The 13,951-nt window shown below is 51.9% G+C and carries 11 protein-coding genes and 1 tRNA gene; 5 read left to right on the plus strand and 7 right to left on the minus strand.

The genetic code is table 11. The annotated features are described in order from the left end of the window. Positions 1–3: 3 nt before the first annotated feature. Positions 4–576, plus strand: a complete 573-nt coding sequence (locus SH449x_RS17565; protein WP_482377381.1) for a class I SAM-dependent methyltransferase — start codon at positions 4–6, stop codon at positions 574–576. Between the two features lie 309 nt (positions 577–885). On the opposite strand, the gene SH449x_RS17570 is transcribed toward SH449x_RS17565, so the two are convergent. Next, positions 886–969: transfer RNA gene (locus SH449x_RS17570), tRNA-Leu, on the minus strand. Between the two features lie 57 nt (positions 970–1,026). Continuing rightward, positions 1,027–2,058 (minus strand): threonine aldolase family protein, encoded by a 1,032-nt coding sequence (locus tag SH449x_RS17575; RefSeq protein ID WP_482377382.1) that lies wholly within the window; start codon positions 2,056–2,058, stop codon positions 1,027–1,029. 165 nt (positions 2,059–2,223) lie between these two features. Between SH449x_RS17575 and SH449x_RS17580 the strand changes: the two genes are divergently transcribed. Next, the gene (locus tag SH449x_RS17580) at positions 2,224–3,786 is read left to right on the plus strand and encodes a flavin-containing monooxygenase (RefSeq protein WP_482377383.1); all 1,563 of its coding nucleotides are present in this window, start codon (positions 2,224–2,226) and stop codon (positions 3,784–3,786) included. Here the strand turns inward: SH449x_RS17580 and fae are convergent. Then, entirely contained in the window at positions 3,763–4,365 is a 603-nt protein-coding gene (gene fae / locus SH449x_RS17585) for a formaldehyde-activating enzyme (protein ID WP_482377384.1), read from the minus strand. The genes SH449x_RS17580 and fae overlap by 24 nt on opposite strands. Before the next feature lie 226 nt (positions 4,366–4,591). Here fae and SH449x_RS17590 point away from each other — a divergent pair, with 226 nt between their 5' ends. After that, entirely contained in the window at positions 4,592–5,635 is a 1,044-nt protein-coding gene (locus SH449x_RS17590; protein WP_482377385.1) for an ATP-grasp domain-containing protein, read from the plus strand. 41 nt (positions 5,636–5,676) lie between these two features. Here SH449x_RS17590 and SH449x_RS17595 read toward each other — a convergent pair whose 3' ends face one another. The 4 genes from SH449x_RS17595 to SH449x_RS17610 all read right to left on the minus strand — a co-directional run bounded on the left by SH449x_RS17595 (position 5,677) and on the right by SH449x_RS17610 (position 10,591). After that, the gene (locus SH449x_RS17595) at positions 5,677–6,132 is read right to left on the minus strand and encodes a carboxypeptidase-like regulatory domain-containing protein (RefSeq protein ID WP_482377386.1); all 456 of its coding nucleotides are present in this window, start codon (positions 6,130–6,132) and stop codon (positions 5,677–5,679) included. Positions 6,133–6,230: 98 nt separating this feature from the next. Then, positions 6,231–7,283 (minus strand): DUF1559 family PulG-like putative transporter, encoded by a 1,053-nt coding sequence (locus tag SH449x_RS17600; RefSeq protein ID WP_482377387.1) that lies wholly within the window; start codon positions 7,281–7,283, stop codon positions 6,231–6,233. A gap of 305 nt (positions 7,284–7,588) precedes the next feature. After that, on the minus strand, positions 7,589–9,034 hold the full coding sequence (locus SH449x_RS17605; RefSeq protein ID WP_482377388.1) for a PhoPQ-activated pathogenicity-related family protein: 1,446 nt from the start codon (positions 9,032–9,034) through the stop codon (positions 7,589–7,591). Positions 9,035–9,349: 315 nt separating this feature from the next. Continuing rightward, positions 9,350–10,591: a 2Fe-2S iron-sulfur cluster-binding protein gene (locus tag SH449x_RS17610; RefSeq protein ID WP_482377389.1), complete on the minus strand. Its 1,242-nt coding sequence runs from the start codon at positions 10,589–10,591 to the stop codon at positions 9,350–9,352. Between the two features lie 311 nt (positions 10,592–10,902). Between SH449x_RS17610 and rnc the strand changes: the two genes are divergently transcribed. Both rnc and ftsH read left to right on the plus strand, forming a co-directional pair. Continuing rightward, complete coding sequence (gene rnc / locus SH449x_RS17615; protein ID WP_482377390.1) at positions 10,903–11,649, plus strand: ribonuclease III; 747 nt, start codon at positions 10,903–10,905, stop codon at positions 11,647–11,649. Positions 11,650–11,860: 211 nt separating this feature from the next. After that, entirely contained in the window at positions 11,861–13,882 is a 2,022-nt protein-coding gene (ftsH, locus tag SH449x_RS17620; RefSeq protein WP_482377391.1) for an ATP-dependent zinc metalloprotease FtsH, read from the plus strand. The last annotated feature ends 69 nt before the right edge of the window (positions 13,883–13,951 follow it).

Consider the following 13,951-nt stretch of genomic DNA (forward strand, 5'->3'; position numbering starts at 1 on the left):
CAAATGCGAACGAAATTCTTACGCAATTACGTATCAAAACCCAACCAAGTCGGCGCGATTACCCCCAGTTCCCGTTATCTATGCCGGATGATCGTAGAAGGAATCGACTGGAAGACGACTAGATATGCAGTGGAGTATGGTCCCGGAACCGGACCTGCCACACCAATGATACTTGAGTCCCTGCAGCCTGGCGCGAAGTTCTTTGCAATCGAAAGAAACCCAGAGTTCTGTTCTGTGCTCCGAAAGAAATTCCCTTCTCTCGACCTAGCCGAGGATTCGGCTGTGAATGTGGCGGAACTGTGCAAGCAGCGAGACATTCCGCACCTGGATGCTGTCGTCAGCGGGCTACCGTGGGCATCATTTCCTGAATCGTTGCAAGTGGACATCTTGGATTCCATGACGCAGATGCTACGTCCGGGCGGCCAGTTCGCGACGTTCGCATATCTTCAGGGACTTTTGCTGCCAGCAGCCAAAAGGTTTCGAAAGCAGTTGGACAAATACTTCTCAAGCGTAGAGATTAGCCCAACGGTCTGGCGAAACCTCCCCCCTGCATTCGTTTATCGATGTAGAAAATAAAAAGCCGATTTTAGTCCTTAACAAGTCTCGAAAGAAACGCAGTTATTGCAAAGCATGCCGTAGATGCGTCGTAATTGTCGCATTCTGCCCGAACCAGAGAAACTCGCTCCTTACGTGCCTAACGCCTTGTGCCATTGGCAGGCAAGGCGAAATAGTGCCGTTGCAAAGTAGTGGCAGGGGCAATAAAAGTTGCGATTACCCTGAAATTTAGCCGGGGCAAGTAGTGCCGCCAAAAAATGGGGGCAAAGATAGTAGAGTCGCTCTCCGCAGTCAGAAAACCAACAACTAAAGCAAGATCGACTTCATTAGTGCGGCCGAGAGGACTTGAACCTCCAAGGGATTGCTCCCACTAGCACCTCAAGCTAGCGCGTCTGCCAATTTCGCCACGGCCGCATGGTTCCCCATAGGTCTCCCCAGGGACCGAAAAGTGTATTGCTTTACCCGAACTCGTCAAGATGTCTTGTCAAGCTCCCGGATGATCCGGACCGCCCCCTCAATGTCCTTTTTGCCCACATCCAAGTGGGTCACCAATCTCACATTCCTCAAACTGATAGGGAAGCATCGGAGCCCCTTTTCTAATGCCAATTCGCTGAAACGACTGGCATTACCCCATGCCTCCCCGATCGAGAATATCACGATATTCGTTTCCGGTTCCCCGGAAAGCAGCCGAAAATTCTCCGTCTCTACGATTCCAGCGGCCAGAATTTTGGCGTGCTCGTGATCTTCGGCCAAACGCTCAATATTGTGATCTAACGCGAAAAGAGCTGCGGCCGCCAAAAAACCAGCTTGACGCATTCCGCCCCCAAATAACTTTCTGGCTCGTCTCGCTTTTCGCACAAACTCTGCGCTGCCCACCAAACAAGAACCCACCGGTGCCCCTAGCCCCTTGCTAAAACACACGCTGACGGAATCAAAAGGGGCACTAAACTCCTCGGCAGAGACTCCCGTTGCGACTTGCGCATTAAACAATCTGGCTCCGTCCAAATGGGTCGCGAGCCCCTGCTCCCGCGCGATTCGACAGAGCTCTCGGGTCAGTGCGAGCGGATAAATACTTCCCCCCCCTCGATTATGAGTGTTTTCTAGACAAAGCAACCGGCTCCGCACGGAATGATCATCTTCTTTACGTACGATTCCATTGATTTGATGGGGCTCTAGAAGCCCACTCTTGCCCTCAATCGTTCTGGCGACCAAGCCACTCAGTTGAGCAAAACCGCCTTGTTCGTATTGATACACATGGCATTGTGCCTCACAAAGGAACTCGTCCCCGGGAAAGCAGTGGCAGCGCAAAGCGATTTGATTAGTCATCGTCCCGCTAGGCATAAAAATAGCGGCTTCTTTTCCCAGCAGCTCGGCAGTCCGCTCCTGTAATGCGACGACTGTCGGGTCGATATCAATCACATCGTCGCCGACATCGGCCCGCATCATGGCCTCGAGCATGCCCGAACATGGTTTTGTTACCGTATCACTGCGTAAGTCGATCATGCTAGCAATCTTCGCTCATGTTGAGGAGTTATACAAGGCTTCGAGAAAACGGCGAAGCTGGGGAGTATAGTAAAGATCCGAGCTTGAGTTCGCCACCCATTTTGACCTATATTCGACTCCCGTAAAGAAGCGATGGAAGCGACGAAAAGAAAGGGAGAAGAGTAGATGGACCATCCTGATATCGACGGGGAAGCTGGCTCGATTCGACGAGTTGATCTTCCTGCAGGAATGAATCACCAGTCTCGAATTCTTGTTATCGGTGCTGGCATGTCAGGCATGCTCACAGCCATGCGATTGATGCAGAGTGGCTACACCAACATCACCATCTACGAGAAAGCGGGAGAGGTCGGGGGGACTTGGCGGGACAACACCTACCCTGGCTTGCGTTGCGATGTCCCGTCGCACATGTTTACTTATTCGTTCGAGCCAAATCCCGACTACAGCCATCGTTTTCCGGCTGGCAGGGAGATTCAAGACTACCTACTCCGCGTAGCGAAAAAGCATGAGCTCTATCGATTGATTCGATTTCAACACGAGGTCGAATCAGCTCGCTTCGAGGCCAATCAATGGACGGTGACTACAACACGCGGTAGCACCGAAGTCTTCGATGCTGTTATCTGTGCGACCGGTATCTTGCATCATCCCAAATATCCGGACATTCCGGGACGGGAAAGCTATCAAGGCGATTCATTTCACACAGCTGCCTGGAATCATGATATAGAATTAAAAGGAAAACGGATTGCAGTCATCGGGACAGGTGCCACGGCCGTTCAGGTCGTACCGGAGTTGCAACGTATCGCTGGCCATTTGGTCGTCTTTCAGCGTACGCCGCACTGGATATTCCCTATGCCGAACAAGAGTTATACGGCAGCGGACAAAGATCGCATTCGCAAAACCCCCGGTTTGGCCAAGCGACTCCGAGATCGATATAGTCTGATCTTTCGCTGGACCTTTACTCGGGCCGTGGTTGGCAACAAACTGCTCGTGGCCATGTTGAAAGCCTTTTGCAAGAGCCATCTAAAGCGGAAAGTGGCAGATCCCGAGCTTCGCAAAAAACTCACTCCCGACTATGAGTGCGGTTGCAAGCGTTTGGTGTTCGGCAAGGGCTTTTACCAAGCTCTCCAGAAACCCAATGTCTCGTTTGTTACCGAGGGAATTCAAAAGATGGAGCCGCATGAGATTGTGGCTTCGACCGGAGAAAGATTTCCTGTCGATGTGATCGTTTATGCCACAGGCTTTCATGGTCATCAATACATGCGCCCGATGCAGGTAATGGGTCGCGATGGCAGGACACTTGATGAAGCCTGGGCCGATGGAGCTGTGGCTCATCGCTCGACCTCGGTGCCCGGCTTTCCGAATTTCTTTTTGATCTTCGGACCTTACAGCCCGATCGGAAACTATTCTGCCATCTCGGTTGCCGAGGTGCAAGTTGGGTTCATTCTGCAACAGTTAGAGCTGTTGCGGGAGCAAAGAGCACAGACGATCGAGGCCAAGGCTGAGGTATGCGAGCAGCTCGTGAATCGAATGACAACAGCCATGAAGAAAACGGTTTGGCTGGCCGGTTGCAACAGCTGGTATCTCGATGATCATGGCAAGCCCACCATGTGGCCGTGGACCTTTGAGCGATACGCTAGTGAGATGGCTCGCCCGGAACCGAGCGAGTTTCATATTTCTAAAGTTTCGAAGACCGCTGTTCCATCGGCACTAGAGCTTGCCGTCCAAAGCTAGTTGATGAAAAAAGTGTGGTACGGTTTCCTGATTCTTGAGTAGCCAATCGATGGAGGGCTCGTTCTTCATCGCTTTGGTGATCGCCTTCGCTGTTGCTTCGCGATTGGTTTGGAATAGCAATTTCGGATCGTAATCCACATCCACGATCGACGGATCGAGCCAGACGGAGACGATTATCCCCAGATCGTTGGCCTTTTCTTTCGGAATCGCACCTGAGCGTACAGCATCGAGTACGCCGTGTGCAATTGCTGCTTGCACGGTTCCCATCAGAATGTTGGTGTACTTTTCGCTGTTCACAGTTACTTTGCTAACCATGATGGTCGCCGGTTTGACTTGCACGTCGCTGTTCAGAATCGCAAAGACTTTCGTATGTCCCTTGATTTGGTTACCGAGAAGATTTGCGAACGCGAATCCGACCGGCCCATCAAACTCACCGATGATGACCTCGGGTTCGGCCGCCGACCAAGCTGGTTCGGCTTCGACTAACGCTTCGCCGGTGCGAAGGATGATTTTCTCCAGGGGTTTCTTCTTTGACTTTGTGGGTTTAGCCGCCTTTGCGCTTGCTTTCTTTTTTGCCATGATGACCTTTTCGAGGATGGATAGGAAATTGCGTCGGATATTGCATCGGTCATTCTAGGTCAGTTTCTGTAACTTTCCACACCCCAGGTTTGTCGTCAACCAATCAGAGGATGCTTGCTTGTTAACTGCTGTAGGATTTAGTACTCGCGCACTGGTTCAGTGTGCATGGCGCGAGGGTTTGGCGATACGCTCCTTGGATTGTTGCGGTGATAGGGATACCCGGGCGATGGCTTGTTCTGCCGAAGTAATAGATCTTAGCGATACGAGCTGGATCAAAGCTTTGGGGCCATCGGCTCGAGTGATCCTAGCTGGCGGTTTGGAGGATAGCGTCGAATCGTTGGAGCTATTATCTGAAATTGATCCTACTATCATTCCCGAGCAGTATCGGCAAATGAGGGACTGGAGGAACTGGCGTGAATGGGCTTTGGGAAGCGGCTTGCAGTTCCCAGCGACCTACACGCTGGACGACTGGCAGAATGCACACACCTTAGACATGATTAGGCATTCCACGAACGAATCCCGAACCAGTCAACGATGGCTCTGGAAGAATCTACGGAGCGGGGGAGGTCTGGGGATAAGTTTTTTGGATTCGAAAGACATGGCAGATCTGGATCGTTTAAAGACACGACACGTGTCTAAGCCTGGCATCTTGCAAGAGTATGTATCTGGCAAGCCACTGGGTATCAGCTTCCTGAGTTCTAATCACGGAACATTGATCTTAGGGATAGCTGAGTCGGTACCTCACGAGCCCCATATCTGGAGCGACTTTATTTATCGTGGCTCGATTGCCCCCGTGCCGATGCCCGATTGGTTTCGCGTGCCTATCAGGAACTTTGCGAGTGCAGTCGCTCGCGACACCAACTGGCGCGGCATATGGCAAGCTGATTTTCTGCTTGCGGGTAACAAACTCTACTTGCTCGAGATCAACCCACGCTGGACAGCAAGCATGGAACTGATTTCTTACGGTTACGATTTGTCTTTAGTTACATGGCATATAAGTTGTGCGCAACTTGAAAAATCGGAGTGGCACCGCATTCATACAAGCATGGAGAGAGCACAAAAAGAACAGTTTTCTAAATTTCGAAAAGACATTCTCTATGCAACCGAAGACAGGAGCATGACCGCAAAGGAGGCCGAAGAGTGGTGGGGCCGGCGGTGGTTCGCCCGAGAGAACGAAAAAATGAACTCGTGGTATGCAGACATACCACAAGTTCATGAAAAGTTACATGAGGGTGCACCGATCCACAGTCTAATCGAGCGGCTCGTTTAGCACCTACGGAACCTCAAGAGCGCCTGCTCAGGAGTGTGCTGCTACTTGGTCGTAACCGCAATCGGGGGAAGTTCCTTTAGGCCGGAAGTAACTTCGGCGCTAAGCCCAGACGACTCCTTTTTGATAAATTTCCCCTTCAGCAAATCAGGACCAGGCTCGTCAGCAGCTTGTGATAGGAGGCTACCAGCTTGCTGTTTGTGGTTCGGGTCCGGCCATGTAAGTGTTATCTGGTATTTTCCTGGAGTTACGCCCATTTCCGCGTCGGTTACAAGTTGGTACTTGCCCTCGGCGTCGGCCACTCCCGTTGCCATCTTACCATCCCCTTGAGGATGGTAAATCACCAAGGCACCAACGGCGGGAGCACCATCAACGGTTACTGTGCCAGTAAGCTTGTTTAAAGAGGTTCCTCCGCAGCCCAAAACGGCACAGCCCATCAACAGATAGGCAATTTGCAATGTCTTTTTCCAAGATCGAAGCGTTAAAAATTCGTTGTACATAATCATCCAAAGTAGAGGTTCGACTTACTACGATAAAAAAGAAACGGCCAGGGCAACAACCCTGGCCATGAATATACACAAACGGAACCAAATTGACTCTAGTTCTCTTGAACGACTTCGCCGCCGTCCCGAGTCATCAAGGCGATGAACACGCGAGTATCCGTATTTTGAGAGACAAAGGAAACCGAACCATCTCCGCGACAAGCATTGATACCTCCCGTGTGGAAGGAATAAGGATTGTCTTGATTGGAGATATTGATTAGGCTGCATCCGAACTGCGTGAGATCACCAGGCACTGTGATCACTGGAGGCGCAACCCCACTCAGCCCTCGCATTTGGCGAGAGATGTTCCAATCGCCGTAGAACGAGTTCAAGTGAACAAAATTTGGTTCTCGAGTCCATTTGCGATTGCGAAAATAGACATCTTGTTTTCCAGCTATTTCGACGAAGCACAGTGTGTTCGATAGGCCGTCGGACACTTGCCCCATCCTAATCCTTCGCTCCGTGATCATGTTGTTCGTGCCGAGCATTGCGTTGTTCATAGTCTGGTTCGGCAAGCCCAAGCAGTTAGCCAACAAGTCTCCACGCATTCCTCGGAACGGAGCATAGTCTGTTCTTGGAAGAATGTAGGGAGTATTTGCCGGAAAGCCGAGTGGTGCGAAATAAGGCCCGTAATTACTCGGGGCCTCGGGAGTCGAGGGACATATGAAAACCTGTAGAGGTGTGAAAAGTGCAGGGCTATTCATCCCCATGGGAAAGGGAGGGGGAAGATTCACAGGGTCGACCAGCGGACGACGTGGATCGATTAGATTGGCCACGTTGGTTTGTTCTAAGTAGGGCAAAAGCTGCCCTAGTGCTCCGAACGGCTTTCTTGCGTCCGCCGTTAGGTTAAACCATGGATTCGAGGGGCTCGGTGGGGCCTCTGCCAAGGTAAACTCAGTTCCCCACGGAGGCATGAATTTGAGTGCCGATTCGTGGTTGTGCAGTGCCAGCCCAAGTTGCTTCAGGTTGTTGCTGCATTGCATACGGCGAGCTGCCTCGCGGGCTGCCTGGACAGCTGGTAGAAGCAAACCAACCAGGATGCCAATAATGGCGATGACTACCAGGAGTTCCACCAGGGTGAAACCACTACGGACCTTTAACCGCTTCATAAAAACAAATCTCCAAAAAAGCCGAACGGGTGAAGAGAGCGATGCAATTTTTCTGTCGGGCTTGAATACCCCTGGAAAGCGAATGCAAGCCAGGTTCTGGAGCAGCGCCCGTCTGCTCTAGGCAGCGAATCGAGCCATGTCTCCTTAAGGTTAACTAAAAGCTCGCACACAATCAAGCGTGCGAGAAAAAGCGCCACTACGGAATTCTTGGAGTCGTAGCCTTTTTAACCCCACGTTAGAGGCCCGACTACGATTTCGCTAGAACTTTGACGAAAACACACTGGCTCTCGTTCCGTACCATTTCATTATTTAGTTGGGGAGGAGGACTCCAATTCTCGCTCGTAGCGAATCGTTTTGGGTTCCATATCAGCAAAAGGCAGCACATCCGGCGTTACCCTCACAGCTGTCGTGACCTTCAGCGGGTACTGCCCCTCGACCCCAAACCAAAGCTCGACATAGGTTGCAGTCCAGCCCTTTTGCTCGGGAGCTGCGGGGGCAACATAGCTGCCGTCCTCTTGCTTGGTCAGTTCGGTCGACTGAAAAGCCGGGCCAATTGCTTGCAATCGAAAGTCTCGGGCATTTGGATTGTTCGCCTGCCACAGCAGAACCTTGACCGGCGTCTCCGATGCATTCACTCGAATGCTACCATCGGCCTCGAATGACCAGCTGTATTCCGGCAGTGGCTTGCTGTTCGATATCAGGTAATGGAATGTCGCGATACTCTGCGCCGCATCCGAATTCTTTAGACTGTGATCGGCGTTCGGAACGTAACGTATGAGTTTCTTACCTTGCAACTCGTCCCAATAGAATTTGGACGAGTCAGGCAAGAAGAACTGGTCACCGCTCCCGTTGACGATGTACTTTGGCATCGTTAGCCGATCTTTGTAAGAAAGTGGGTCAACTAACGTGTACAGGTCCTTCATTCGGGGATGGTCGAATCGCTGCAAAATTCGATGCTGGTAGTAGTTACCAATAGCCTCAGCCCAGAATCCGTATGCCCGCCCGTGATGGGTCAATGAGGGCTCAACATTTAACACATCAATGACGATCGGAACGATTGCCTCAACTCGCTTATCAACCGCTCCAGTGATCCAAGTTGTCCAACCACGTTTCGACCCACCACCTACAACGAATTTCTCGATTTTGTGATTGCCACCTTGTTCCGTAGCACAAAACTCCGTGATGCAATCCATCGCTCGCACTGCACTCTTGGCCATCGGGAATCGCGGCAGCCAAGTCGCATCGCCCGTTTCAAGAAACTGCGCCCAAGCATACCCAATCAAATCATCTTCAGTACGAGGCTGTCCGTCGTTATGGAATACGAGTGGTTGATTAGGGACATTCTTAAGTTCGGCGACTATGCTTCCTGTCGCTTGGGCAATTCCGGCCACAATCGGATCCGGGCCCTTGGGAGGTTTGCTGTTATGGCTGCCACCGCCGATAAGCAGAAACGCCTTATCGCTTTTAACCACTGGGGGAATGGTGACTACCAAGAGGTGCTCCCAGATCGGTCGATCAACATCCTTTTCCGTTCGCCATTTCTGCGTCGTCAGCTTGATAACCCGAAACTGGTAATTCTGAATTTCGGAGCTTTCCAACAACTCCCACTTATAATGATCGTCTTTTTTAGCAATGTACTGATCCAGCTCGTTGCCGGCCGCTCCATCTGGCGAGTCAGCAGAGGCACTCGATACCAGAAACAACCCGATCAATGCAGGATATGCAAAACACCGTTGTAAGACTCTTGACAACTTGACACCTAAAATTTGAGAGGCAGTAATAAAACGAAACCAAAAAACACTAGTCGCGGCCGAAGCTACTTTTTGACGCAGTCCACGTTGTAGCAATTATACACCTAATTCGCCTCAGGGAGTTGATTCCACCCCCTTGCGGTTCGATTTTAGACACGCCAAGTCTACTTTCCAGACCAAGCCTATTAAAACTAGGTTAAGTTAAATGCGGGCAGAACAAATGAGAATTTCCGAAGCAACCTTCCGAGGCAACTCTGGGAAGTATTAAGACCGGAGAACCGGAGGGCAAAACCTTGCCGCATGCATCACGCCCGCTTATACGTCCACGACGATATCCCCGTCGGGCACGCAAACACAGGGAAGGATCTCGTTCTGTTTGAGGGGGAATTGCGGTCGACTGGTGTATCTCACTCTTCCCTCGATCAGCTTGACTAGGCAACTCCCGCATGCACCTGTTCTGCATCCGCTGTCGATAGGAATATCCGATTTCATGGCAAATCCCAAGAGATTGGGGTAGGTAGCCGCAAAGGTTTCGAGCTTGTTGGATTGGCGAAAGTGAACAGAACAGGGCTGCCGTTTTTTTGCTGGGTTGTGCTGGATCGGCTTTTCCGCTTCCTTGAACAACTCGAAATGGATTTGTGATTCCGGAACCCCTGCTTCCTTAAGGGCCTCAATCAAGTCGGACTGCCACGCTTCCGGACCACATAGGTAGCAGTCGGCTTGGGACAGTTCTGATAGGTTTTCCAATATATCGGTAGCGGAAAACTTGCCCCGCTGAATCACGGCCTCTTTACCACCGGTGACACCTCGGGGAAATCTGCTGAGATAGAGCCGCATGCGTACCATGGGGAACTGGTGAGCGATATTAAGCAGCGACTCCGCGAATGGCATGTGATCCACGTCTCGAAACTGGGCGAACATCGATACCGAGGCGTGAGGACGTCGCAACGTTTCTCTCAGCATGGGTAGCATGGGGGTGATGCCAATCCCTGCGCTGAGCAGTACGACATGTCGATTCGTGGTCGATTGCAAATGGAACGATCCAGAGGGCCCTTTGACTCGGACCGGATCTCCCTGGGCAACATCATCATGGAGCCAACGGCTGACACTATCTGCCGAGCTGGAGTTCTTCTTCACTGAGATACGCCAATATCCCTTATCACAGCAGTCTGACAATGTATAGCAACGACACTGCTTCGACCCGCCATTCGTCGCTGGCATCTCGACCAACAAGTGCTGCCCGGGTAGTGCGGGGGGCAAGCTCTCGCCGTCCGGTCGAATCAGGTAGAACGATTTGACGTCTTCAGACTCTTGATCGACGCGAACAACCGTCGCTTCGTACCATCGCGATGGCCGTTTCCCAATGGCCAGGTCAGCGTGGGTCTGTTCCAGTGTTGAATGGAGCAGGTGGAGTTTCAGTTTTTCCTGCGCAGAATTGGCGCGACATAATTGCCGATTTTGTTTGATCCATGCGTGCAAGGCGAGAGTAACTTGGGCTGCGGTCGCGCAAGCCGCCATGGCCGCTATGCTGAGGATTATTAACCCGACTGATTCCACTTGCGACTCCCGTCAGAGCGTGACCCAATCTCCTGTTGGGCTCGACTGAGGAACGGTTCCGTCTTGAGTAGATAATTGCTAAAAAGTAAAGTTTTCTACCGCTGCGCCATCTTTACCGGCGCATGCAGCCTAGACAGAATGGGTGAGGCACGAGGGCACTTGAGTAAGTGTCCAAGGAAAAGTCAACAAGTTATGCCAGGAAGGTGCCGTGTTCGCGTCGCACGACCACTCCCTCGCATTTCCCATTGTTTAACTTGCTTGACAGAAGCCACTTGGTTAACGAATAGCCCGGGACAGTGTGGAAATTGATTGTGCAAAAGCGAGACGGTGATAGTTCAGCTTGGGATGAAACAGCTCCGGCTGATGCTAAGCTGGAACGGTGCCAACAGATCATTGGATACCAGTTCCAGGATATCAATTTATTGCTATCCGCACTAACCCATTCCAGCGTCGCATCAACTCGTACGCAATCCAATGAGCGAATGGAGTTTCTGGGTGATTCGATTCTTGGCATGGTGGTTTGTGAAAGTTTGTTCCGCAAATATCCCGACTATCTCGAAGGCGAGCTCACCAAGATCAAGTCCATCGTAGTCTCGCGTCGTGTCTGTGCGAAAATATCGAGGCAGTTGGCTCTGGATGAGTGCCTGATAGTCGGACGCGGCATGATGAAATCGGCCATGCCGAGATCGTTGATGAGCGATGTTTTCGAGGCTATCGTTGCCGCAATTTATCTAGATGGCGGAATAGAGTCGGCAAGTCGTTTCATCATGGAACATCTCGATGCTGAGATTCGCTTGGCAGCAGACGGTCATCACGGCGGGAATTATAAATCTTCCCTGCAACAGATTGCTCAGAGAGAACTAAAAGGGACTCCCCTTTATCGACTGGTGAACGAGTTTGGCCCAGATCACAGCAAACAATTCTGCGTAGCCGCAGAAATCGGGGGAAAGCGGTACACGCCCGCTTGGGGGCGAAACAAAAAAGAAGCCGAACAACGCGCTGCCGGAAATGCGTTGGCTGAGCTGCGGGGAGAGGATCCACCTTATTCGACGCTGTAATGTAGGGAGCGTAATACCACGAAAGCGAAAGTCCGTTGACTGCAAAGCTTGAAATGGGCTGTTTTCGCTCAAAATTCGGGTCTCTGGAGGACCTCGACAGGTCGCTACTCTAGTGTGCACCCTGCAATGATCTGGCGGACGTCAGGTGGCGATTCTTGGCTTTGTCGCTACAATTCAGGACCCTAAGACACTGTTCCCGAACGAAAACGATATGACAAACCCCAGTAAAGACGAGAAAAAGCCATCTGCCACCCCAGCAGGCGCCCCTAGGCGAGGCCAAGGTCCCTTGATCATTGCCCTGGTGCTACTGACTGCATTCGGGCTGATGTTTTACATCAGTGCCTCGCAGGTCTCTCGCATCGATTACAGCTTTTTAGAGGAGCAGCTGGAGAGAAATAACGTCCAGGAAATCACCCTCTACGATTCCTACGCACAAGGGCGTTTCCGCGTTCCCCCTGACAAACCTCCGACTTACAACGCCGAGGGAGCCCTGGTTCCTCCCAAGCCAGGTGAAGTCCTGAAACGGGAATTCGATGTTCTCATCCCCTCCGATAGCAGTTCCCGATCGGCGTTGCTTGAACGGCTTAACAAACTTCGTCAAGAAACCAAATTGGAGCGGGACGTTGACAATCCAGAATCGCTCACCATGGCCCCCTTGGAATACAAAGTTGTTCCAGGCAATGCACTCAACACCATTATCACCTTTCTTTGGCTCGGTATTCTGGTCGCTACGGTAATCGGGATTTACATCTTTTTCCGCCGCAGCCGCGAGGGCATGATGGGCGGAGGTGGATTCTTGTCCAGCTTCACCAGATCAACCGCAAAACGATACGAGCCATCCGACCAACTCGTCACGTTTAAAGATGTCGCAGGCTTGGAAGGGGTCAAAGCGGATTTACAGGAAATCGTTGACTTCCTCAAGGCTCCTGAAAAGTTCCAAAAGCTCGGTGGTCGAGTCCCAAAGGGTGTTCTGTTGAATGGCCCCCCAGGGACAGGTAAGACCTTGTTGGCTCGTGCGGTCGCTGGCGAAGCAGGCGTCTCCTTTTTCTCGGTCAACGGGAGCGAATTCATCCAAATGTTCGTCGGGGTGGGGGCCTCTCGGGTCCGCGATCTGTTCGCCACTGCAAAAGAACACTCTCCTGCCATAATTTTCGTCGACGAAATCGATGCCGTGGGGCGACAGCGTGGTGCTGGCTTAGGTGGCGGTCACGACGAACGAGAGCAAACTCTAAATCAGATCCTGGGCGAAATGGATGGTTTCTCTCCGAACGATTCGGTTATCATCATGGCAGCCACAAACCGTCCTGACGTTTTGGATCCTGCTCTGTTGCGACCAGGTCGATTCGATCGACATATCACGGTTGGTCGTCCGACGCTCAAGGGGCGAGAGGAAATCTTCAAAGTTCACGTCCGAGATGTGCCACTGGACGATGACGTCAGCCTACACACCCTAGCCGAGGCAACCGTTGGGCTCACGGGGGCCGACATTCGGAATTTGGTTAACGAAGCTGCACTTTGGGCAGCCAGACAAAATAAAAACCGCGTGTCCATGGAGGACTTTGACTACGCTCGCGACAAAGTGCTTATGGGCGCGAAACGAGAAGAAGTCATGCAGCTAGCAGAAAAGGAAAAGACCGCCTACCACGAGGCTGGTCACACCCTAGCCGCTTGGTTTCTACCAGGAGCTCAGCGTGTTCATAAGGTGACCATCATTCCGCGAGGCATGTCGCTGGGTAGCACACAAATACTGCCTTCTGAAGATCGAATGAACATGGCCGAGAGCGAGATCAAAGATAACTTGGTTGTCCTGCTGGCAGGCCGAGCTGCTGAAAAAATCATCTACGACCAAACCTCGGTCGGAGCAGAAAACGACCTCGAGCGGGCAACGTCGCTAGCTAGACGGATGATCGCTCACTGGGGTATGAGCCCTAAACTTGGTCCCGTTTCGTACAAGCTTTCCGATAGCGACCCGTTCTTAGGGCGGGAAATGCATCAACAGCGTCAGTATAGCGAGCGCACACAGGAGACCATCGACGCGGAAATCGGCGATACACTGCGAGCCGCCGATCGACGGGCCACGGAGGTGCTACATCATAGACGCGAAGAGTTAGAGCGTCTCAAAGATGCGTTGCTTGATCGAGAAGAACTGGACGAGAAAGAACTTACAGAATTGATCGGCCCAAGCGTGCATGTCAAACCAAGCGCGGAGCCTGCTACTGCAACGGTAGAATAGCGGCAGGGAAGAAGCGGGGGGGAGTAACTACCCACCATTTGGCGAAGCGGTTTTTGCAACGTCATTGAT

This window comes from Brakhagea baltica (assembly GCF_052161605.1).
Lineage (GTDB): Bacteria > Planctomycetota > Planctomycetia > Pirellulales > Pirellulaceae > JBKCUI01.

Excerpts from the sequence above, each read along its gene's own strand:
- SH449x_RS17580 (WP_482377383.1), top strand. The coding sequence starts at position 2,224 with ATGGACCATCCTGATATCGACGGGGAAGCTGGCTCGATTCGACGAGTT.
- SH449x_RS17600 (WP_482377387.1), bottom strand. The coding sequence starts at position 7,283 with ATGAAGCGGTTAAAGGTCCGTAGTGGTTTCACCCTGGTGGAACTCCTG.
- SH449x_RS17575 (WP_482377382.1), bottom strand. The coding sequence starts at position 2,058 with ATGATCGACTTACGCAGTGATACGGTAACAAAACCATGTTCGGGCATG.
- fae (WP_482377384.1), bottom strand. The coding sequence starts at position 4,365 with ATGGCAAAAAAGAAAGCAAGCGCAAAGGCGGCTAAACCCACAAAGTCA.
- SH449x_RS17590 (WP_482377385.1), top strand. The coding sequence starts at position 4,592 with ATGGCTTGTTCTGCCGAAGTAATAGATCTTAGCGATACGAGCTGGATC.
- SH449x_RS17565 (WP_482377381.1), top strand. The coding sequence starts at position 4 with ATGCGAACGAAATTCTTACGCAATTACGTATCAAAACCCAACCAAGTC.
- SH449x_RS17595 (WP_482377386.1), bottom strand. The coding sequence starts at position 6,132 with ATGTACAACGAATTTTTAACGCTTCGATCTTGGAAAAAGACATTGCAA.
- ftsH (WP_482377391.1), top strand. The coding sequence starts at position 11,861 with ATGACAAACCCCAGTAAAGACGAGAAAAAGCCATCTGCCACCCCAGCA.